Annotated in this window: 18 protein-coding genes; 17 read left to right on the plus strand and 1 reads right to left on the minus strand. The window is 63.4% G+C overall.

Features of this window, described 5'->3' with window-relative positions; all coding sequences use genetic code 11:
- Positions 1 to 4 precede the first annotated feature (4 nt).
- From NUW13_14370 to NUW13_14410, 9 genes are all read left to right on the plus strand, one after another.
- Positions 5 to 1,192, plus strand: coding sequence for an anhydro-N-acetylmuramic acid kinase (locus NUW13_14370; GenBank protein MCR4440203.1), 1,188 nt, complete (start codon positions 5 to 7; stop codon positions 1,190 to 1,192).
- Between the two features lie 108 nt (positions 1,193 to 1,300).
- On the plus strand, positions 1,301 to 2,482 hold the full coding sequence (locus tag NUW13_14375) for a peptidoglycan DD-metalloendopeptidase family protein (protein ID MCR4440204.1): 1,182 nt from the start codon (positions 1,301 to 1,303) through the stop codon (positions 2,480 to 2,482).
- A gap of 30 nt (positions 2,483 to 2,512) precedes the next feature.
- Positions 2,513 to 3,610: a DNA polymerase III subunit delta' gene (holB, locus tag NUW13_14380; GenBank protein MCR4440205.1), complete on the plus strand. Its 1,098-nt coding sequence runs from the start codon at positions 2,513 to 2,515 to the stop codon at positions 3,608 to 3,610.
- Between the two features lie 163 nt (positions 3,611 to 3,773).
- Positions 3,774 to 4,442 (plus strand): stage 0 sporulation protein, encoded by a 669-nt coding sequence (locus NUW13_14385; GenBank protein MCR4440206.1) that lies wholly within the window; start codon positions 3,774 to 3,776, stop codon positions 4,440 to 4,442.
- 9 nt (positions 4,443 to 4,451) lie between these two features.
- Positions 4,452 to 6,515, plus strand: coding sequence for a methionine--tRNA ligase (gene metG / locus NUW13_14390; GenBank protein ID MCR4440207.1), 2,064 nt, complete (start codon positions 4,452 to 4,454; stop codon positions 6,513 to 6,515).
- A 2-nt stretch (positions 6,516 to 6,517) separates the two neighbouring features.
- Positions 6,518 to 7,309: a TatD family hydrolase gene (locus NUW13_14395; GenBank protein MCR4440208.1), complete on the plus strand. Its 792-nt coding sequence runs from the start codon at positions 6,518 to 6,520 to the stop codon at positions 7,307 to 7,309.
- An 18-nt stretch (positions 7,310 to 7,327) separates the two neighbouring features.
- Positions 7,328 to 8,179 carry a 16S rRNA (adenine(1518)-N(6)/adenine(1519)-N(6))-dimethyltransferase RsmA gene (gene rsmA / locus NUW13_14400; GenBank protein ID MCR4440209.1) on the plus strand — a complete coding sequence of 284 codons (852 nt, stop codon included), beginning with the start codon at positions 7,328 to 7,330 and terminating at the stop codon, positions 8,177 to 8,179.
- Positions 8,180 to 8,189: 10 nt separating this feature from the next.
- Positions 8,190 to 8,927, plus strand: coding sequence for a DNA repair protein RecO (gene recO / locus NUW13_14405; GenBank protein MCR4440210.1), 738 nt, complete (start codon positions 8,190 to 8,192; stop codon positions 8,925 to 8,927).
- A 22-nt stretch (positions 8,928 to 8,949) separates the two neighbouring features.
- The gene (locus tag NUW13_14410) at positions 8,950 to 10,257 is read left to right on the plus strand and encodes a glycine--tRNA ligase (protein ID MCR4440211.1); all 1,308 of its coding nucleotides are present in this window, start codon (positions 8,950 to 8,952) and stop codon (positions 10,255 to 10,257) included.
- A 15-nt stretch (positions 10,258 to 10,272) separates the two neighbouring features.
- Here NUW13_14410 and NUW13_14415 read toward each other — a convergent pair whose 3' ends face one another.
- Positions 10,273 to 11,454 (minus strand): hypothetical protein, encoded by a 1,182-nt coding sequence (locus tag NUW13_14415; protein ID MCR4440212.1) that lies wholly within the window; start codon positions 11,452 to 11,454, stop codon positions 10,273 to 10,275.
- A gap of 96 nt (positions 11,455 to 11,550) precedes the next feature.
- Between NUW13_14415 and gpmI the strand changes: the two genes are divergently transcribed.
- The 8 genes from gpmI (at position 11,551) to NUW13_14455 (ending at position 21,704) form a co-directional block, all read left to right on the plus strand.
- Complete coding sequence (gpmI, locus tag NUW13_14420; protein ID MCR4440213.1) at positions 11,551 to 13,206, plus strand: 2,3-bisphosphoglycerate-independent phosphoglycerate mutase; 1,656 nt, start codon at positions 11,551 to 11,553, stop codon at positions 13,204 to 13,206.
- A gap of 56 nt (positions 13,207 to 13,262) precedes the next feature.
- A complete protein-coding gene (locus NUW13_14425; GenBank protein MCR4440214.1) occupies positions 13,263 to 13,688 on the plus strand; it encodes an archease in 426 nt (141 codons plus the stop codon).
- 33 nt (positions 13,689 to 13,721) lie between these two features.
- Positions 13,722 to 15,164, plus strand: a complete 1,443-nt coding sequence (locus NUW13_14430; protein MCR4440215.1) for an RtcB family protein — start codon at positions 13,722 to 13,724, stop codon at positions 15,162 to 15,164.
- 17 nt (positions 15,165 to 15,181) lie between these two features.
- Entirely contained in the window at positions 15,182 to 17,191 is a 2,010-nt protein-coding gene (ligA, locus tag NUW13_14435) for an NAD-dependent DNA ligase LigA (protein ID MCR4440216.1), read from the plus strand.
- A gap of 3 nt (positions 17,192 to 17,194) precedes the next feature.
- Positions 17,195 to 18,010, plus strand: a complete 816-nt coding sequence (locus NUW13_14440; protein ID MCR4440217.1) for a M48 family metalloprotease — start codon at positions 17,195 to 17,197, stop codon at positions 18,008 to 18,010.
- 52 nt (positions 18,011 to 18,062) lie between these two features.
- On the plus strand, positions 18,063 to 18,419 hold the full coding sequence (locus NUW13_14445; protein MCR4440218.1) for a YtxH domain-containing protein: 357 nt from the start codon (positions 18,063 to 18,065) through the stop codon (positions 18,417 to 18,419).
- 131 nt (positions 18,420 to 18,550) lie between these two features.
- On the plus strand, positions 18,551 to 18,931 hold the full coding sequence (locus NUW13_14450; GenBank protein ID MCR4440219.1) for a DUF948 domain-containing protein: 381 nt from the start codon (positions 18,551 to 18,553) through the stop codon (positions 18,929 to 18,931).
- A 91-nt stretch (positions 18,932 to 19,022) separates the two neighbouring features.
- Positions 19,023 to 21,704 carry a cation-translocating P-type ATPase gene (locus tag NUW13_14455; GenBank protein ID MCR4440220.1) on the plus strand — a complete coding sequence of 894 codons (2,682 nt, stop codon included), beginning with the start codon at positions 19,023 to 19,025 and terminating at the stop codon, positions 21,702 to 21,704.
- The last annotated feature ends 20 nt before the right edge of the window (positions 21,705 to 21,724 follow it).

Below are 21,724 nucleotides of genomic sequence, written 5' to 3' on the forward strand. Positions count from 1 at the left end.
GCGCATGAGACTGCTCCAGCTTGCCCAGAAGCGGCAGAAAGTGGTGCTGGGGCTCATGTCCGGCACCTCAGCCGACGCTGTCGATGCCGCTCTTTGCCGCATTGCCGGGGCCGGCGAGGGGATGTCGCTGGAACTGCTGCACTTCCGCTGCGCGCCCTGGCCACCGCAGGTGCGGCGTGAGATCCTCGCCTGCTCTTCGGCGCGCACAGGCCGTGTGGACCGCATCTGCCGCCTGAATTTCCTCTTGGGCGAGCTCTTCGCCGAGGCGGCCCTTGCCGCAATGGCCGAGGCCGGACTGGCACCTTCTGATGTCGACCTCATCGGCAGCCACGGCCAGACCGTTCACCACCTGCCGGTCCCTGAGGAGCTCTGCGGGCGCCAGGTCACGGGCACACTCCAGATCGCTGAGCCGGCGGTGATCGCCAAACGGACAGGCATCGTGACCGTGGCCGACTTTCGCCCTGCCGACATGGCCGTGGGCGGCCAAGGCGCTCCGCTGGTTCCTTTTGTGGACTATCTGCTCTTCCGCTCGCCCACGGAGAATAGATGTGTGCTGAACATCGGCGGCATCGCGAACGTGACCCTTCTCCCTGCCAGTTGCGCCCCTGAGCAGGTGCTGGCCTTCGACACTGGCCCCGGCAACATGCTCATTGATGGGCTCATGAGGCGGTTCTTCCGCCGAACCCTGGACAGAGACGGTGCCGTTGCGGCCAGAGGGAGGTGCGACGAGAGGCTCGTTGGCGAGGTGCTGCGGCATCCGTTCTTCGCGCGGCTGCCTCCCAAGTCAACGGGGCGAGAGGAGTTCGGTGGGGAGTTCCTCCGCTGGTTCGTGAGGCGAGGGGAAAGGCTTCGTCTCGCACGCGCCGACCTGGTAGCAACGGCCACTGCTCTCACCGCGGCCAGCATCCACGACGCAGTCGTTCGCTTTGCCGGGTCTGCGCTGCCGCTGCACCGCCTGATTGTCAGCGGTGGCGGCGCCAGCAATCCCACCTTGCTCCACATGCTGGCCTGCCGTTTCGGCTCATGCACGCTGGTAGAGCGTAGCGATGCGCACGGCATCCCCGCGCAGGCTAAGGAGGCCATCTCCTTTGCCGTCCTCGCCAATGCGACGGTCGCCGATCAGCCAGGTAACCTTCCCGGCGCGACCGGGGCCAGCCGGAGGACTGTCTTGGGCAAAATCTGCCTCCCGTAGCACCTCCCCCCCGCGCGTGAAAGTCGGATGGAGTGTTCAGGGGTCAGTCAAAAATCGCGCCAACTTTCCTGTTGATTTTGTCCGGCTGAAGGAGTACCTTAACAAGATATGAGGGGCACGAAGAGAGCGGTGGCTGTCGGGGCGATTGGCGGTCTGCTGGCCTTGCTGCCGCTGGCGCTGGGGGCGCAGGCTCTGCCGGAAGACCAGGAGCGGGAGCTCAAGCGTGTGCGCGCCGAGATCGAGCGTTATCGTGCGCAGTTAGCGCAGCGCGAGAAGCGTGAGTCGGCGCTCCTGGACATGCTGGCCAGCCTCGACCGCGAGATCGCCCTCACGCGCTCGCTCTTGCAGTCGCTGGAGCGGCAAGAACGGCGCAATCGTGAGGCGATCGAGCGGTTGCGCGCCCAGTCCGCAGAGGCACAGAAGGAAGAGGCGCGCATCAAGGAGGGCCTGCGCAGTCGCATCGTGCACTACTACAAGTACGGGCGCAGCAAGGACCTGGAGCTTCTGCTGCGGGCTCGTTCGTTGACGCAAGCACGCGCCTGGGCGCGTTTGCAAAGGCGCATCGCCCAAGCCGACCAGCTGCGCCTGCGCAGCCTGACAGCCAAGCAAGAAGAGATTGCCGCGCAGCAGGTGGCACTCCGTCGGCAACTTGATGAACAGGCGCGCCTGCTCGCAGAAAAGCGACGCGAGGAGGACAACCTGCGCGCCAGCCGCAGCACGCGCGCCAAGCTGCTCGCCGAGGTACGCCGCGACAAGAGCCAGTTGCAGCGTCGGCTGCAAGAGTACCAGGAGGCGGCGCAGCGCATCGAGAAGCTCATTGCTTCGGCGGAGAAGCAACGGTTAGGCACTCCCGCGCCGAGTAGCGCCACCACTTTCGCAGGTTTGGCTGCCCAGAAGGGACGCCTGCCGTGGCCCACTGCAGGAAAAGTCGTGGGCAAGTACGGCCGGAACAAGCACCCCCAGCTGGGCACCGTTACCGAAAATATCGGCGTGGATATCGAGAGCCGGGAAGGGGCGCCAGTGCGCTGCGTGGCTGCGGGCAAAGTGGCAGTGATTACCTGGCAGCGAGGCGGTGGCAACATCGTAATCGTCGACCACGGTGCTGGCTACTACACCGTCTACGCTCGGCTGGGAGAGATCAACGTCGCGCAGCAAGAGGAAGTCGCCGCTGGGCAGAGCATCGGCACCGTGGGGGAAAAGGGGGTCTTGGGTGGAGCAGTGCTCCACTTCGAGGTGTGGAAGGGCACAAATCACCTCAATCCATTGGAGTGGTTGAGCGCGCGTCCGTGAGCGGAGCGGCGCAAGCGGCATCGAGAGGCTATGGCATTCGCACAGGTCATCGGCCAAGAAGGAGCAAAGAGGGTTCTCCAGCGGGCGTTGGAGCACGGCCGCCTGGCTCACGCCTATCTCTTCTTTGGCCCGGAGGGCGTGGGAAAGGAGGTCACCGCTCTGGCCCTGGCGCAGGCGATCCTGTGCGAGAGGCAGGGTTCTCATGGTTGCGGGGAATGTGCCAGTTGCCGCAAGGTTGCCGCTTTGACCCACCCAGATGTGCGTTTCGTCTTCCCGGCACCACGCGAGATAGACGCCGAACGCGAACGAGAGATACTGGACAGCGTGGTCCAGGAGCCGTATGCCAGGCTCCGGCCGTGGGCTAATCCGGTCATTTCCATCGAACGGATTCGCGCCATCCGCCACGATAGCTCGCTCAAGTCCTTCGAGGGCCGCGGGCGCCTGGTGATCCTTGCCGAGGCAGACGCCATGACCGCAGAGGCTGCCAACGCGCTTCTCAAGCTTCTTGAGGAGCCGCCGCCGGCGACCACGCTCATCCTGACTACCACGATGGTGCAAGCGCTGTTGCCCACCATCGTGTCGCGCTGCCAGCAGGTGCGCTTTGCTCTGCTCACCGCGCAGGAAATAGAGGAGGCGTTGATCGAGCGGCGGCAGGTGCCTGCGGAACAGGCGCGCCTCATCGCCGGCATGGCCAATGGCAGCTACCGGCGAGCGATAGAGTGGTTGGAGCAAGACGTCAATCAACGGCGCGACGAGGCCATCGAGCTCCTGCGGACGGCAATCCGCGCCGACCATGACCATGTGCTGCAAGCCGAACAGCTGCGCGCGTTGGGCGACAGAGGGATGGTCAAAGAGTATCTGCGCCTGCTCTTGAGCATCTTCCACGACGCGTTGGTGCTCACGGCGGCAGGCCCCGAGGCGGACCGCAGACGCATGCTCATCAACTTTGACCGGCTCGACTGGCTGCAAAAGTTTGTAGGCGCATTTGAGCAGATCGACTTTGAGGAGGCCATTGGCGCCCTCGAGGAGTCCATCGCGCGCATCGACCGCAACTTGGAGCTGAGCCTCGTGCTGATTGTCCTGTTTCAACACCTGAGGCGTGCCCTCAGGAGGAAGAGCAATGTCTGACTACATAGAGATAGTTTTCAAAGGCGAGCGCAAGGAGATCTTTGCCAATCCCCAGCAGTTTCCCTTCAAACCGGGCGACTATGCTATTGTCGAGGCGCAGCGGGGGGAAGACCTGGGCATCGTGAACCAAGTCGGGCCGCTCATCACGCGGAAGGCAGCCGGCATGGCCGTGCGCAACATCCTGCGCAAGCCCAGCCCTGCAGACATGGAACGCTATCGCGCCAACCGCGAGAAGGAGGCCGAGGCCTTTCAGGTCTGCAAGGAGAAGATCGCCAAGCACGGCCTGGCCATGAAGCTGGTGGATGTGGAGTTCCAGTTCGACTGCAACAAGATCACCTTCTACTTCACTGCCGAAAAGCGGGTGGACTTTCGCGAGCTGGTCAAGGACTTAGCTGCGGAGTATCGCGTGCGCATCGAGCTCAGGCAGATTGGCGTGCGCGACGAAGCACGGCGCATCGGCGGCTTCGGTGCCTGTGGCCGGCAGCTCTGCTGCAATACCTTTCTGCGCGAGTTCGAGCCGGTGACTACCCAGTGCGCCAAGGAGCAGAACCTGCCGCTGAACCCGCAGAAGCTGTCGGGCCTGTGCGGACGGCTGTTGTGCTGCCTGGTCTATGAGAGGCAGTTCTACAAGACAGCGCTGGCTTCCTTTCCAGAAGTGGGCTCCCGGGTCAAGACGGCCAAGGGGACTGGTGTTCTGGAGAAGGTAGACATCTTCCGGGAGCAGGTGCATATTCGCTACGAGGATCAAAGTGTGGAAGTCCTTTCCCGAGCGCAGCTGGAGCAGTGCCAGGTGCTGCCCAAGGCCGAGAAGGTGGGGAAGAAGAAAAAGTGAGGGAAGGTAATGCCCAAGACTGACTCGGAAGGCGAAAACTCTTTTTCGCGCCTCCTGGTGACCGCTGCGCTCCCGTATGCCAATGGCCCCATCCATTTGGGGCATTTAGCGGGCGCCTATCTGCCGGCGGATGTCTACGTGCGCTACCAGCGGCTGAAGCGCCGCGACGTGCTCTTTATTTGCGGCACCGATGAACACGGTGTGCCAATTTCCATCGCTGCCGAGGCCAAGGGCGTTTCGCCGCAGGAGGTGGTGGACTACTGGCACCGCGACCACAAGGAGAGCTTTGCGCGCTTTGGCATCAGCTTTGACTATTTCTCGCGCACCTCGCTGCCCATCCACCATAAGACGGCACAGGATTTTTTCCTGCGCCTGCACAAGGCCGGCTATCTCGTCGAGAAGGTGGTGGAACAGTACTTCTGCCCCACGTGCAACCGTTTCCTGGCGGATCGCTATGTGGAGGGCAAGTGCCCCAAGTGCGGGGCAGCGGGTGCGCGCGGCGATCAGTGCGAGCGCTGCGGCAGCTCCCTCAGCCCCACCGACCTCATCGAGCCCTATTGCAAGGTGTGCGGGGCACGGCCAGAGGTGCGTCCTTCCACCCATCTCTTCCTGCGGCTGCGCGCGTTCCAGGAGAAACTGGAGCGGTGGCTGGCCGAAAAGACCTCGTGGAAAGACAACGTGCTCAATTACTGCCGTGGCTGGTTTGCCGAGGGCTTGGAAGACCGGGCGGTGACGCGCGACCTGCCGTGGGGCGTGCCCGTTCCCCTGCCGGGTTACGAGGGGAAGGTCATCTACGTCTGGTTCGAGGCGCCCATCGGCTACATCTCTGCGACCATGGATTGGGCTTCCTCGAGGGGCCAGCCGGAGCGCTGGCGCGACTACTGGCTGGACTCCGGTACGCGGCTGGTGCACTTTATCGGCAAGGACAATATCGTCTTCCACGCGATCCTCTGGCCGGCGATGCTCATGGGGCACGGGGAGTTCATACTCCCTGCGGACATTCCAGCCAACGAGTTCCTGAATATCGCCGGGGCCAAGCTCAGCACCAGCCGCAACTATGCGGTCTGGCTACGAGACTGCCTGGAGCGCTTCGACCCAGACCCCCTGCGCTATTGGATAGCGGCGAATGCTCCGGAAACCAAGGACGCCGACTTTACCTGGGAAGACTTTCGCCAGAAGAACAACAGCGAGTTAGCCGATATTCTGGGCAACTTTGTCAACCGCACACTGGCCTTTGCCCACAGCAAATTCGGCGGAGCGGTGCCAGAAGCCGGCCAGCCGCAGGCAGCCGATGAGGAGATGCTCCGCCTTCTTGCACAAGGCCCGGTGACGATTGGCGATCTCTTGGAACGCTTTGAGTTGCGCAAAGCTGCCGCCGCCCTCATGGACTTGGCGCGGGCAGCGAACAAGTACTTCAACGACCAGGAACCGTGGCTGACCGTGGCCTCTAACCCGGAGCGCTGTGCCACCACCATCAACGTGTGCCTGCAGACGGCGCGCGCTTTGGCAGTCGTGCAAAGCCCCATTCTCCCTTTCTCCGCGGCGCGCCTGTGGCAGATGCTGGGTCTGCCCGGCCGGGTCGAAGACCAGGAGTGGGACCGCGCAGGGACCGATCGTCTCCCCGCCGGACACAGGCTCTCTACGCCGGAGATCCTGTTCCGGAAGATCGAACCCGAGGAAATCGAGCCGGAGATACGCAAATTGGAGGCACGCCGGCGGCCAGAGGACAAGGAGGAGAAAGTGAGCGAGCAGGTTAGCTTTGAGGAGTTCAACAGGGTGCAACTGCGCACGGCCAAGGTGTTGGCGGCGGCACCAGTGGAAAAGACCGACAAACTGCTGCGCCTGCAGATCGATATTGGCGGGGAACAACGGCAGATCGTCGCGGGCATCGCGCAGTACTATCGGCCAGAGGAGCTGGTGGGCAAGACCATTGTCGTCGTGGCCAATTTGGCTCCGGCCACCATCCGCGGCGTGGAGTCCAGGGGCATGCTCCTGGCCGCGGTCGACAAGTCCGGACAGCTGGCCTTGGTGACCACCGACAAGGAGTTTCCTGCCGGGGCGCAAGTGGAGTGAACCTGGAGCTTATCGATACTCACGCTCACCTCGACTTTCCCGAGCTTGCTGAAGATGTGGCTGATGTCACTCGGCGAGCCAGGGAAGTGGGAGTGGTTTCCATAGTCAACGTGGGCGTGGACCTTGCCAGCAGCCTCGCCTCGGTGCGCCTTGCCGAGAAATATGAAGGGGTGTATGCCGCGGTGGGCATCCATCCGCATGATGCCGCTACTGCCAGGGATGAGGCGCTCAGGGAACTGCGCACCTTGGCGCGGCACCCCAAGGTGGTGGCGGTCGGCGAGATCGGTCTGGATTACTACCGCGGCCATTCCCCTCGGGACGTGCAACGGCAGGTCTTCGGTCGTTTACTGAGCATGGCTGCGGATGTGGGATTGCCGGTCATCATCCACACGCGCCAGGCCTGGGACGATGTGCTCGCCGCCGTGCGGGAAGTGATGGGCGATTCTGGCCGCGGCGTGTTCCACTGCTTTTCCGGCGGGATAGAAGGCGCCCGCGAAGTGCTGGCCATGGGATTCCATGTCTCTTTCACAGGCGTGCTCACGTTCAAGAACGCGCGCGCTGGCGAGGTGCTGGCCCATGTGCCGCTGGAACGTCTGCTGTTAGAAACCGACTGCCCCTTCATGGCGCCAGAACCCCACCGGGGCAGGCGTAATGAGCCGGCCTATGTGCACCTCATCGCGCAAAAGGTGGCGGATGTTCTTGGCGTGCCGCTGGCGGAGGTGGCGCAGAGGACCACGGAGAATGCCCGGCGGCTGTTCGGTTTTGCCGGCGGGAATAGGTCACCGGCGCGCTGAGCGACTGGTGGAGGGGCCATGCCGGTAACCGGGTTGCGCCCCAAGCGCAGTTTGGGCCAACATTTCTTGGTGGACCGCAACGTGGCGGGCAAAATCGTGCGCGCCTTCGCGCCGCAGCCCACCGACACTGTGGTGGAGATAGGCCCTGGACAAGGGGCGCTCACCGAGCTCCTCGCCGGTGAGGTCCGCCGGCTGATTGCCGTGGAGCTCGACCGAGTGCTGGCTGCCGAGCTGGCGGCCCGGCTCCGAGGAGTTGCCGGCGTCGAGGTGGTAGAGGCCGACTTTTTGACGGTGGACTTGGCGGCCCTTGCCCCGCCTGGCGGGCGCGTGCGACTGCTCGGCAACATTCCCTACAACATCTCCGGGCCCCTCATCTTCCGGGTGCTGGAGCAAGTCGGCGCGGTGCAGGACATGATGCTCATGCTCCAGAAGGAGGTCGCCCGGCGGGTGGTGGCAAGGCCGGGCAGCAAGCAATACGGGCCGCTGGCGGTGCACAGCCAGCTGGTTGCTGACGTGCACTTTCTGTTTGAAGTGTCGCCGCAGGTGTTCCGGCCGCGGCCCAAAGTTGACTCGGCGATTGTCCGCTGGGCCTTCTTGGCGAGTCCCCGCTTTCAGGTGGAAGATCGGAGCTTTTTCGTGCAGTTTGTGCGGACCGCCTTCGGGCAGCGACGCAAGGTGCTGAGGAACGCACTGGCCCGAACGTGCGACAAGGCGCTCCTGGACGCGCTCCACGAGCCGCTTTTCGCGCGCCGTGCCGAGCAGTTGACCCTGGCGGAGTTGGTGCAGCTGAGCAACCGGCTGGCGCGTTGCCTGCAAGGGAAGTACAGTGGCCTTAGCCAAGACAGAGGCGATCGTCCTGCGCAGCCGTAGGCAGGGGGAGATGACCAAGATCCTCACCCTGTACACCAAGGCCTTCGGCAAGCTAAGCTTAGTAGCCAAAGGGGCGCGGAGCACTAAGAGTCGCTTCTGGGGAAGTCTGGAGCCGCCTAATCATGTGCACGTGGTGTTTTATCGAAAGGAGACCCACCAGCTGCAGTTCCTCAGCCAGGCGGACATCGTGTGCCCGTTCTTGCGGCTGCGCAGCGAGCTGGGGCGGATGACCTTGGCGTCGCTGGTCTGTGAATGGGTCCTGCGCACCGAGGTGAGCGAGGCTCCGCAACCAGCCCTCTTTGCGCTGCTCGCGGAGACCCTGAGCGCGCTGGACAGTGCCGAGCGCGGCTTGAAAAATGTGGTGCGCAGCTTTCAGATGCACTTCTTGGAGCTACATGGGGTGAGGCCGCAACTGGAGCGCTGCGCCCAGTGCGGCGCGCACGAGGTGGGGGGCCCCGTGCTCTTAGACGTGGAAGGGGGAAGGTACTTTTGCGCCCGTTGCCGCCCGGCGGCGGAGAGCATGAGCCAAGCGGCCTTCACTCTGCTGCGCTGGACAGCGCAGGTACGTCCGGCTCAGGCAGGCAATGTCGCGGTGCCGCCAGAAACGGGAATGGAGGTGGATAGGGCGCTCTGCAAGCTGGCCTCCTTCCACTTAGAGCCTTTACGCGACCTGCGGGCGCTGCAGGTGTTGGCAGAGATTGAGGAGGGCCTGCGCCGGGCGCAGACAAAACAGGAAACGCACTCCTAGGGAACGGCACAAGAGAGGGACGATGACCCACAGACCACCTGATGTGATGGACAAGATTGTCTCGCTGTGCAAGAGGCGAGGCTTCATTTTCCAGTCAAGCGAAATCTACGGCGGCATCACCAGTTGCTACGACTATGGCCCGCTGGGCGTCGAGCTCAAGAAGAACATCAAAGAACGCTGGTGGAAAGCCATGGTGCAACAGCGCGACGATATCGTCGGCCTGGATGCCTCCATCCTCATGCATCCGCGGGTGTGGGAGGCCTCAGGACATGTGGAGGGCTTCCACGACCCGATGGTGGACTGCAAGCAGTGTAAGCGCCGCTTTCGCGCCGACGAGGTGCAAGGCCCGCGCTGCCCGGAATGTGGCGGCGAACTGACCGAGGCAAGGCAGTTCAACCTCATGTTCAAGACGCACATGGGGCCGGTGGAGGAAGAGGCCAGCATCGTCTACCTGCGCCCGGAGACTGCCCAGGGCATCTACGTCAACTTTCTCAACGTGCTCAACTCCTCGCGGAAGAAGCTCCCCTTCGGCATCGCCCAGATCGGCAAGGCATTCCGCAACGAGATCACCCCAGGCAATTTCATCTTCCGCACGCGCGAGTTCGAGCAAATGGAGATGCAATACTTCGTCAAGCCCGGCACCGACGGCCAGTGGTTTGACTACTGGCGCGAGCAGCGCATGCAGTGGTACTATGAGCTGGGCATCCGGCGGGAGCGCCTGCGCTTCCACGAACATGGCAAGGATGAGCTTGCCCACTATGCGGCACGCGCCTTTGACATTCAGTACGAGTTCCCCTTCGGCTGGAAGGAACTGGAGGGTATTCACAACCGTACCGACTTTGACCTGTCGCGGCATCAGCAGTACTCGGGCAAGGACTTGAGCTATTTTGACGACCAGACGCGCGAGCGCTATGTGCCGTACATCATCGAGACCTCAGCCGGCGTGGACCGCACGCTGTTCACCTGCCTGGTTGAGGCGTACGATGAGGACGTGGTAGAGGGCGAGCAAAGGGTGGTGCTGCGGCTGTCGCCGAAAGTGGCGCCCGTCAAGGCCGGCGTCTTCCCGTTGGTCAAGCGCGATGGCATGCCAGAGCTGGCCCACAAGATCGTCGACATGCTGCGTCCGCACTTTGTGGTGTTCTATGACGAGTCGGGGGCAATTGGCCGCCGGTACAGGCGGCAGGACGAGGCGGGGACTCCGTTCGGCATCACCGTGGATTCGCAGTCGTTGCAGGATCAGACCGTCACCGTGCGGGAACGTGACTCCATGCGCCAGGAGCGGGTGGCGATCGATCGGCTGGTGGAGTTCCTGCGCGAGCGCGTGCTGTAGGCCCGAGGAGAGGTTCTAAGGCTTCTCCCTTTCCGGCGGCGGAGGGTTGGTCGCCTTTTGCGCAGCGACCATTTCGCGAAGTTTCTCCAGGATGCGGGCCACGCGCTCGCGCTCCTGTCTGATGCGCTCCAGCTCCTGCTCGGCCTGTTCTGCCGTCTGCTTCTGCCGGGCCAGTTGCCTGACGAGCGCATCGTCCTCCGGCGAGCCCTGCCGCGCCAACTGCGGGACCTCCTGCTGACGGAGCGCCCGCGGCTGCTTGCTGCGCAGCACCATCTGGGCGAACACGCGGAGCCGCCATGGCGGGTAGTTGTCAAAGTCGTGACCCACGCGTGGCAGGAGGCTCGAGTAAGCCGTCTGGTCGGTAGCTTCGTAAAGCCTGATGTCCAAGGTGCTCCCCATGGTCAGCCACCAGGCAAGGCGATAGGTCACCGAGGGCGAAAGGTAGAAGTAGCTCTCGCGGCTGTAGGCCGTGACCGGCGGTTGCTGGACGAAGCGGTTGCCGCTCATCGCTATGCCAAAGGTGAACGGGGCGCGATGCACACTCAGCCCAAGTGCCCAGACCCATTGCCGCGACGAGGCGCGGGCCACCGTGCTGTCTGTGCGCACGGCCGTGAGGCGCTTTCCCACGTCGTTGTGGTTGAGCAGGCCGATGGAGCCGTCCATCTCCAGGCCGCGGCCAGGCGAGCCGGGCTCTGTTGTTAAGGAGAATAGCGCGCGGGTGCACAGCTCGATGCGGCCGGCCGAGTACGGCTCCAGCACCACGTTGTGGTATTTGGCCAAGGGGACGCGGGCCATCAGCTGGAGACCAAAGCTGAAGTGACCGCCGGCAGGACCAAACCCGGCCACAGCAGCCGAAAGGAAGAGGTCGTCGGGGAGATTGAACCCCGGGCTCACCTTGTGGTTGTCTTGATAGAGGATCTGGCGGAAGCCCAACTCCAAGCGGTCGGTGAGCGCGTAGCGCAGGCCCACGGTGCCCTGGATGTCCCAGTACGTGACGTGAAAGAGCCGGCCATTGGGCTGCGTGTACTCAGCTTGCTTGAAATAGGCTTCCGAATAGGCAATGGCCACCAGCTCGCCCCGTGGCAGTGAACGGGCAGTGGTGTTGAGGCTCAGGCCGTGGGGCCATGCGGTGGCAGCGGCCTCCGCCGCGAGAAGGGAGAGCAGCAGCACTGCGGTGCTGCGAAGGCAGATCCTCATCAGATTCTTGCTCCAGTGGCGCTTTCGTCTTGCTGCAAATTTACCAATCTGCCGCGATTTTTGCAAACAATTTGTCTCCCGAAAAGGAGGGAATGCGTGGAGAAACTGCAGCGTCTGAGACATTTCCCGGGCCGCCAGGGCCCTTTGCTTGTGGTGATCATGGACGGTATTGGCATCTCGAACCATGAGGAGGGGAACGCGGTCCGCCTGGCGCGCACTCCGACCCTCGACTGGCTTCTCGCGACGTGTCCTCATCTCCTCCTTCAGGCGCACGGCACCGCAGTGGGCCTCCCATCTGACGAGGACATGGGCAACTCCGAGGTAGGGCACAATGCCATTGGCGCTGGCCGGGTCTTCGACCAGGGTGCAAAGTTGGTCAATCGCTCGCTGAGCACGGGCGAAATGTTTGCCGGGCCAGTGTGGAGGCGCCTCATCGACAATTGCCTGCGCCACGACAGGCCCCTGCACTTCATCGGGCTCTTCTCCGATGGCAACGTGCACAGTCATATCGACCACTTGAAGGCAATGTTAGTTCAGGCCAAACGGGAGGGAGTCAAGAAAGCGAGAATCCACGTGCTGCTGGACGGCCGCGACGTGGGTGAGACTTCCGCCCTGGACTATGTGCTGCCGTTTGAGGACTTCTTGGCAAGCCTCAACCGCGAGGGGGTCGACTACCGCATCGCCAGTGGGGGCGGCCGGATGAGGATCACCATGGATCGCTACGAGGCTAACTGGGATATGGTAGCCTTAGGGTGGAAGACACATGTGCATGGCCAAGGTGAGCAGTTCCGCTCCGCCGCCGAGGCCATCACCACTTTCCGCGCACGGCAGCCGGGAGTCATCGATCAGGACCTGCCGCCGTTTGTCATCGCCGAGAACGGGCAGCCGGTGGGCAAGATCGAGGACCACCATTCGGTGATCTTCTTCAACTTCCGGGGTGACCGGGCCATCGAAATCAGCAGGGCTTTCGAGGAAGACCAGTTCGACAAGTTCGATCGCAGCCCGCGGCCGAAGGTGGAGTACGCGGGCATGATGCAGTACGATGGCGACCTCAAGATCCCCAAGAGCTACCTTGTAGCGCCTCCGGCAATCGACCGCACCATGGGCGAGCTCCTGGTCCGGAGCGGGGTGCGGCAGTTCGCCTGCAGCGAAACGCAGAAGTACGGGCACGTCACCTACTTCTGGAATGGCAACCGCAGCGGCAAGTTCGACGAAGAGCTTGAGGAGTACGTGGAGATTCCCTCCGACATCGTGCCGTTCGAACAGCGCCCGTGGATGAAAAGCGCCGAAATCGCCGACGGCACCATCGGTCTTCTCAAGAGCGGCAGATATCGCTGGGGGAGGATCAACTATCCGAACGGCGACATGGTGGGGCACACCGGCGTGCTGCACTCGGCCATCATCGCTGTGGAGGCGGTTGACTTGGGGTTGAAGCGGCTGCTGCCGGTGGTGAGCGAGCTCCATGGCCTGGCCATCATCACTGCCGACCATGGGAACTCCGAAGAGATGTTCGAGCGCAAGAACGGCAAAGTGGTCACCGATGCAACGGGCAACCCAAAGGCGAAGACCAGCCACACGCTCAACCCGGTGCCGTTCATCGTCTTTGACCCTGACTATGCCGGAGAGTACCGTCTGCGGGAGGACCTGCCGCGCGCAGGCCTCAGCAACATTGCCGCCACCATCTTGCAGTTGCTGGGCTTCGCGCCCCCTGAGGACTATGACGAGAGCCTGATCGAATTCGTGCACAAATAGTTGTTGACTATGGCCTGGCGGTTTACTACATTGAGGCAGCAGGATCCTGGGAGAGCATGGATACGCGGCGGTACATCGAGCTCCTGAACCATACGGGCGACGTGGGCATCCGTGTACGGGCCGCAGAGCTGCCGGAGCTGTTTGAGCTTGCTGCCGAGGCGATGTTCCAGATCATCTGCCCGAAGTGTGCGGTGAGAAATACCCTCACCCGCCATGTAGCGGTGGCAGGCGACGACCTGGGTCAGCTCTTGGTGAACTGGCTGTCGGAACTGAACTTCTGGTTCTGCACTGAACAGGAACTTTACGGAGAGTTCCGCGTTAGCTCATTGGGCGATGGTTTCTTGCGAGGAGTGGCCTGCGGCGAGAAGGTCGACCCACAGCGCCACGCCATTCGCACCGAGATCAAGGCTGTGACGTACCACAAGCTCTATGTGACCCAACGCGACCAGGAGTGGGAAGCGCAGGTGATCTTTGACATCTGACCCTGGAGAGGCGAAAGGGGAGGATGGTGCCATATGAGTGAGCCGAAGCTGCGTAAGGTCAACGACTTTCTCTGGGAGATCCCAAAGGAGGGTAAGATGCGCGTGCCGGGCCGCATCTACGCCTCTGCGGAGATGCTCCCTGATGTGACCCGCGACAATGCCCATGAGCAGGTGGCCAATGTCGCCCAGCTACCGGGCATTGTCAAGTTTTCCTTGGCGATGCCCGATATTCATTGGGGATACGGTTTTCCCATCGGGGGCGTGGCCGCCTTTGACATGGAAGAGGGGATCATCTCCCCCGGCGGGGTGGGCTACGACATCAACTGTGGGGTGCGCTTGCTGCGCACCGATTTAGAGCGCAAGGCCATCGAGCCGAAAATAAAGGAGGTGGTGGCCGCGCTCTTCCGCGCCATCCCCAGCGGCGTGGGCTCCAAGGGGCAATTGCGCCTGAGCGCCCAGGAGGAAAAACAGGTGCTGGTGGAGGGGGCTCACTGGGCCGTCAAGAACGGTTACGGCCGGCCTGAGGACCTCGACAAGATCGAAGAGAACGGCAAGATGCGCGGGGCAGACCCGTCGGTGATCAGTGCGAAGGCCATGGAGCGCGGGCGCCCGCAGCTCGGCACCTTGGGCTCCGGCAATCACTTCGTCGAGGTAGGCTATGTGGAAGAGGTCCTCGATGAGGCTCTGGCAGAGGCGCTGGGGATGTTCAAGGACCAGGTGACCATCATCGTGCACACGGGCTCGCGCGGATTTGGCCACCAGGTGTGCGACGATTACATTGCCGTGATGATGCGTGCCAGCCAGAAGTACGGCATCGAATTGCCCGACCGCCAGCTGTGCTGCGCCCCGGTCAAGTCGCCGGAGGGGCAGCAATACCTGGCTGCCATGGCCTGTGCGGTGAACTTTGCCTTCTGCAACCGGCAGATGATTACCCACTGGACGCGCGAGGCCTTCGAGAAGGCCATGGGCATGAGCCCGCGGGACATCAACGTGCAGGTGGTCTATGAGGTGGCGCACAACATCGCCAAGATAGAGCGCCACCGCGTGGACGGCAAGGAGATGCAGCTCTGTGTGCACCGCAAGGGTGCCACGCGCGCCTTCCCTCCTGGCCATCCTGACGTGCCGGAGCAGTATCGCGCCATCGGCCAGCCGGTGCTCATCCCAGGAGACATGGGAAGATACTCCTACGTCCTGGTGGGCACGCAGAAGGCCATGGAGGAGACCTTCGGCTCCACCTGCCATGGCGCGGGTCGGGTGATGAGTCGCCACCAGGCGATCAAGAGCGCACGTGGCCGGGACTTGCATCGCGAGCTGGAAGACCACGGCATCTTCGTGATGGCCTCCGGCCGCGAGACGATGGCCGAGGAGATGCCGGAGGCCTACAAGGATGTGTCGCAGGTGGTTGAGGCAGTCCACGGCGCAGGCATCTCCATCAAAGTGGCTAAACTGCGGCCGATGGGTGTGATCAAGGGCTAAGCCTTTTGGGGTGAACAGTGCAACTTGAGCAGGCCAAGCGGCGCATCGAGGAGCTGCGACAGCAGATCCACTACCACAACTACCGCTACTACGTGCTCGACGCACCGGAGATCTCCGATGCCGAGTACGACAGGCTGATGCGGGAACTCGTCGAATTGGAGCAGCAATTCCCTGAGCTGGTCACTCCGGATTCACCCACGCAGCGCGTGGGGGCGCCACCGCTGGAGGCCTTCGAGACGGTGCCGCATGCGGTGCCCATGCTCAGCCTGGATAACGCCATGAACGAGGCGGAGTTGGTGGAGTTCGACGCCCGGGTCAAACGTGCCTTGGGCCTCAGCGGGGATGTGGAGTACATGTGCGAGCCGAAGCTCGACGGCTTGGGCGTGGAGCTGGTCTATGTCGATGGCGTCTTTGCCCTGGGATCGACCCGCGGCGACGGGATGACCGGCGAGAACGTGACGCAGAACCTGCGCACCATCAAGAGCATCCCCCTGCGTCTTCTGGCAACTGCCGAGCCGCCGCCGGCGCGGCTGGAGGTACGCGGCGAGGTGATCATGGAGAGGGAGGCCTTCGAGCGTCTGAACCGGCAGCGGGAGATGGCCGGCGAGCCCCTGTTCGCCAACCCCCGTAACGCCGCCGCAGGAAGCGTGCGGCAATTGGACTCGAGCATCACGGCTTCCCGTTCTTTGGACTACTACTGCTACGCCCTTGGCCGGGTGGAGGGAACGTCATTTGCGACGCAACAGGAGTTCCTGGAGCGCGCCAAGGCCTGGGGCCTGAAAGTGAACCCGCACGTCCGGCTGTGTCGCGGCGTTGGTGAGGCAATTGCCTACCACCAGGAGATGCAGGAGTTGCGAGACACGCTGCCTTATGAGATAGACGGTGTGGTGGTGAAGGTGAATCGCCTCGATCTGCAGGAGCGCCTGGGGGTGCGCACCAGGAGCCCGCGCTGGGCCATCGCCTCCAAGTTCGAGGCGCGCCAGGAGACGACGCAGATCATCGACATTGTGGCGCAAGTGGGGCGTACAGGCGCCCTCACGCCGGTGGCAGTCATGCGGCCGGTGCGCGTGGGCGGTGTCGAGGTCAGCAGGGCCACCTTGCACAACCAGGACGAAATCGACCGCAGGGATGTGCGCATCGGCGATTGGGTGGTCGTGCAGCGCGCCGGCGATGTGATCCCGGAGGTGGTGGCAGTCATTACCTCCCGCCGCACCGGGCAGGAGAAGCCCTATCGTTTGCCGTCCACCTGCCCCGTGTGCGGTGGACCTGTGGTGCGCCTGGAGGGCGAGGCAGTGCACCGCTGCCAGAACATGCGCTGCCCCGCGCAGCTCAAGGAGCGCATCCGTCACTTCGCCTCTCGCCGCGCCATGGACATCGAGGGCTTGGGCGACAAGCTGGTGGACCAGCTGGTCGACAAGGGGCTGGTCAAGGATGTGGCCGCCATCTACTTCCTGACGCGAGAGCAGATAGCCGAATTGGAGCGCATGGGGGAAAAATCGGCAGACAACCTGTTGCGCGCCATCGATGCCAGCCGGCGGCGCAGTCTGGATCGCCTGGTCTTCGCGCTTGGCATCCGCTTCGTAGGTGAACACGTGGCCAAGGTGCTGGTCAGGGCATTCGGCAGCATAGAGGCGCTCAGCCACGCCACCTTGGAGCAGCTGATGAGCGTGCACGGCATCGGGCCGCAGGTGGCTGGCAGCGTCCGGCAGTTCTTCTCGCAAGAGGAGAACCTGCGCACGTTGGAGAGGCTGCGCCAGGCAGGGGTCGCCATGGCTCCCGCGCCCAAGGTCACCGCAGGCCTTCTGGCGGGCAAGACTTTTGTGTTTACTGGTGCGCTCTCTTCTTTTACTCGCGAGGAGGCACAGCGGTTGCTGGAAGAATTGGGTGGCCATGCTGCCTCCTCGGTCAGCAAAAAGACCGACTATGTCGTCGTGGGTACCGACCCCGGTTCCAAGGCAGAGAAGGCCCGCGAGCTGGGGGTGCCAATGCTCACGGAAGACGAGTTCAAGAAGCTCATTGGCAGGTGAGGCATGGTTGCCCTGCACCGACTTGTCGTCAACCTCCTTCTGATGACGGCGGTGCTCATTTCCATCGCGAGCTGTTCCTCTTCGGTCGGCACCCGTCACCAGGTGAGGCTCATCACCGTTGACCAGGAGTTGGAGCTGGGCAGGGTGTGCGCGAAGGAGGTGGCGCAAAGCTATCCGCCCCTCGCCGACAGTGAGGCGGAGAAGTACGTTGCTCAGCTGGGCCAGCGCATCGCGGCACACTCGGACTGGGCAGGGTTAAACTTTGCGTTCCGCGTCATCGACTCCGAGGAGGTATACAGCTTTGCGCTGCCAGGTGGGTACGCCTACCTGTCGCGAGGCATGCTCGAGCTGGTAGACACGGCCTGTGAACTTGCTGCGGTTCTGGCCCATGAGGTGGCGCACGTGGCGTGCCGGCACGGCGCCGAGCAGGTGAGCGCCCGCTATGGTCTGGCCCTGGCGTCAGAGTCATTGTTTGGGGCAAATCCGGCTCTTGGGCGGCAGGTGGTGGCAGAGCTGTTCACCCCAAGGGGCATCCTCCTGTACGGCCGTGCCGCCGAAGAAGAAGCCGATGGGCGAGCACTCAGCTACCTGGAGAAGGCCGGCTATGACCCGCGCGGCTTGTTGGGCGTGGTGGAACGCCTCCGGGCGCTGGAGGAGCAGCATCCGCAGGCCCTGGCCAGGTGGCGAGTCACCCATGAGCCGGCCAGACAGAGGCTGAAATGGGTCAAGCGGGGACTGAGGCGCGTCCCGGCCACCGAGGCCTTGGTGGAGGACGAGCCAGGTTTTCGTCAAATCAAGAGCCGGCTGCAACAAGGTTGAACTGGCTTGGTAAGCTGTGAGGAGCGGACTCATTTTCGTGGAGGAGAAAGCAATGAACAAGGAAGGCGGCGCTTTTCTGAAAGGGTTTCTGATTGGGGGAGCCGTTGGCGCCATCATCGCGCTGCTGTACGCCCCAAAATCTGGCAAGGAGACGCGCGAGGACATCAAGAAGCGTACCGAGGAGTTTCTGGAGGAAGCCGACCGCGAAGTTTCAGAGCTCAAGAGGCGGGCGGCCACGCTGGTGGGCGAAGGGCGCCGTCGGGCCGCAGAGCTGGCTGAGGAGGCGGAGGAGAAGGTAGAGCAGGCCAAGGGCGCCGTCGCGGAAAAGACGGGGCGTCTGCGCCGGGCGGCGGAGGCCGGAGCTCGCGCCTTCGCCGAAGAAAAGGGCAAGAAGGGCGCAGAAAGCTAATCAGTCCAGAGCGAACGACAGGAACCGAGAGCGTGCCGCCGCAGAACCCCTGGGGCGGCACCGCCCCTGTGTGCTACCCGGCCCGTCGTGCCGAATAGGGCGGGCCTTTGTCTGCAGGAAGGAGCTCTGCCATGCTGACGTCCATTAGCGTCACGGTCATTGCCGCCTTTATTGCCATCTTCGTCCTCGCGCTCATTCCGGTGCTGTGGCAGATCAGGCGTACCGCCAAGGAGGCCGAGAAGCTCCTGGAGACGGTTCGCCTCCAGATGGCGCCTGTTGCGCATGACGTGGCACGGGTGGTCGACGACGTGCGCGACCTCGTCAAACAGCTGCAGCGGCAGATGGGCAAAGTGGAGGAGAGCGTCGACGCGGTGCGCGACACCGTGGTCAAACTGCGCGACGTGGAAAGTCTGCTCCGCGACCGTATCGAAAAGCCGCTCCTCGGCATCGTCGGCACTGTGGGGGCCCTGCTCAAGGGCGTGCGCGTCTTCTTGCAGTACGTCCGCCGATAGAAGGTTTCCGGCGGCCCAGACCCGCCAAGGCTATGCCGATGCACGAGGGCGCGCTGGGTGGTGGAGACAGAGACTGGGATGGCATGCACCGGTGAATCAGCTTCTTTGGCATACCCTGCCGTGTGAAGAGGTGCTGCGGCAGCTCGGGAGCAGCAGCAGCGGTCTGACGAGCGCCGAGGCAGCGCGCCGTCTTGCCCAGTACGGCGCAAACGAGCTGGAGCGCGCCGAGGAGATCTCGCGGTGGAAAATCTTCCTCGGCCAGTTCAAGAACGTCCTCATCATCATCCTCCTCGTTGCCACCGCCATTTCCGCAGCGCTTGGCCACAGCACAGAGGCCGTCGCCATCTCCTTGATCGTGCTCTTTTCCGTGTTCATGGGCTACGTGCAGGAGTACCGGGCGGAGCGGGCGCTTGAGGCGCTGCGCCGCATGGCCGCCCTGCGCGCGACGGTGATCCGCGACGGCACGGAACAAGAAATCCCCTCCCGCGAAGTCGTGCCCGGCGATGTTGTCCTCCTCTCTGCGGGGGACAAAGTACCAGCCGATGGCCGCCTGCTGGAAGTGGTCAACCTCCAGGTCGACGAGGCGGCCCTGACTGGCGAGTCCCACCCGGTGGAAAAGAGTTCTGCGGCCATAGAGAACGGCGCCCTCCCCATTGGCGACCGCGTCAACATGGTGTACAGTGGCACCGTCGTCACCTACGGGAGGGGACAGGCCGTCGTGGTCGCCACCGGAGCGCAGACCGAGTTTGGCCGGGTCGCCGAGCTCCTCAAGACGGTGGAGGCCGCCAAGACTCCCCTCCAGGAAAATCTCAATCGCGTGGGCTCCATCCTGGCGCAGGTAGCGTTGGTGCTGGTGGCCTTGATCGGCGCCTTGGGCGTACTGCGAGGCAAGCCCCCCCTGGAAATGTTTCTCTTTGCCATTGCCATGGCCGTGGCCGTGGTGCCAGAGGCCTTGCCGGCAGTGGTGACTATCGCCTTGGCGCTCGGGGTACAGCGCATGGCCAAGCGCAATGCGCTCATTCGTCGTCTTCCCGCCGTGGAGACATTGGGCAGTGCTTCGGTGATATGCACCGACAAGACCGGCACCCTGACTAAAGACGAAATGACCGTGCGCCGCCTGTTTGTGGGGGATCGCTTTATCGATGTGACCGGCGCAGGCTATGAACCGATCGGGCAGTTTCTCTGCCAGGGGGAGGCGGTCGATCCGGCCGCTGATCCTGTGCTGCACCGGCTGCTGCGCGCCGCGGTACTGTCCTCCGACGCCCACTTGGTGCACCACGAGGAGACTGGGCGCTGGTCGATTCGCGGCGACCCCACGGAGGGGGCGCTCCTCACCCTGGCTGCCAAGGCAGGAGTGCACAAGGCTGAGCTCGAGGCAGAGTACCCGCGCGTGCAGGAGATCCCTTTTTCCTCCGAGCGCAAGCGCATGACCACCTTGCACCGTGCCCCGTCCGGGGTGGTGGCCTGCGCGAAAGGAGCCCCCGAGGTCATCCTCAGCTCCTGCTCGTTTCTGGCCACAGCCAAAGGGAACGTGCTGCTGGACAAGGCCAGCCGGGAGCGTATGCTGCAGCACGCCGCAGCCATGGCCGGCGAGGCTATGCGTGTCTTAGCAATCGCCTGGAAGCCTGAGGCCACCACCGAAACGGCCGAGCAGGGGATGGTCTTCTTAGGGCTTGTGGGGATGATTGACCCGCCACGGCCGGAGGCGAAAGAGGCCTTGCGCCGATGCCGCCAGGCAGGCATCCGCGTGGTGATGATCACCGGCGACCATCCCATCACCGCGCAGGCCATCGCCGGTGAGCTGGGCCTGACGCAGAGCGGCGTGGCGGTCACCGGCAGCCAGGTGGACGCCATGAGCGACGAGGAGCTGGAGGCGCGCGTCGAGGAGATCGACGTCTATTCGCGGGTGGCGCCGAGCCACAAGCTGCGCATCGTTGCCGCCTTGCAGAAGAAGGGGCACGTGGTGGCCATGACCGGCGACGGGGTCAACGATGCGCCCGCGCTCAAGAAGGCCGACATCGGCGTGGCCATGGGGATCACCGGCACCGACGTGAGCAAAGAGGCCGCTGCCATGACGCTCACCGACGACAACTTTGCCTCCATAGTCGCGGCCATTGAGGAAGGGCGGGGGGTCTTCGACAACATCAAGAAGTTCCTCATGTACCTCTTGTCCTCCAACGTCGGCGAGATTGGCCTGATGGCTGGGGCCCTGCTTGCCGGGCTTCCGCTGCCCCTGACTGCGGCGCAGATCCTCTACGTGAACCTGGCCAGCGATGGGTTTCCGGCGCTTGCTCTGGCGGTCGACCCGGCGGCGCCCGATCTCATGCGGCGGCGGCCACGGCGCCCGCGCGCTGGGATCTTCACCAGACCCGTGGTCTCCCTGATGGCCTTGGCCGGTCTCTGGTCAACGATGGTCAACCTGGGCCTCTTCTCCAGGGCCTATGGGAGTGGGCGAAGCCTGCAGGAGGCCATGACCATGGCCTTCGTCTCCTTGATTGGCATCCAGTTCCTGAAGGCATACAACTTCCGTTCTGATCGCCATTCGGCCCTGCGGCGCCCGTTTGCCAACAAATGGCTGAACCTGGCCATCTTGTGGGAGATGCTTCTGTTGTGCACAATCATCTACGTTCCTTTGCTGCAGCGGGTGTTCGGGACGTATGCGTTACCACTAAGAGACTGGCTCATTGTGGGGCTGGCTACCGCAACGGTTGCACCCGCCCTGGAGTTTGGAAAGTGGCTGGTAAGGCGTGGGTGGCTCGGTGCCCTCGAATAGGCCATCGGCACCTGGTGGGG

Source organism: candidate division KSB1 bacterium (assembly GCA_024655945.1).
Lineage (GTDB): Bacteria > Zhuqueibacterota > Zhuqueibacteria > JANLFK01 > Oleimicrobiaceae > Oleimicrobium.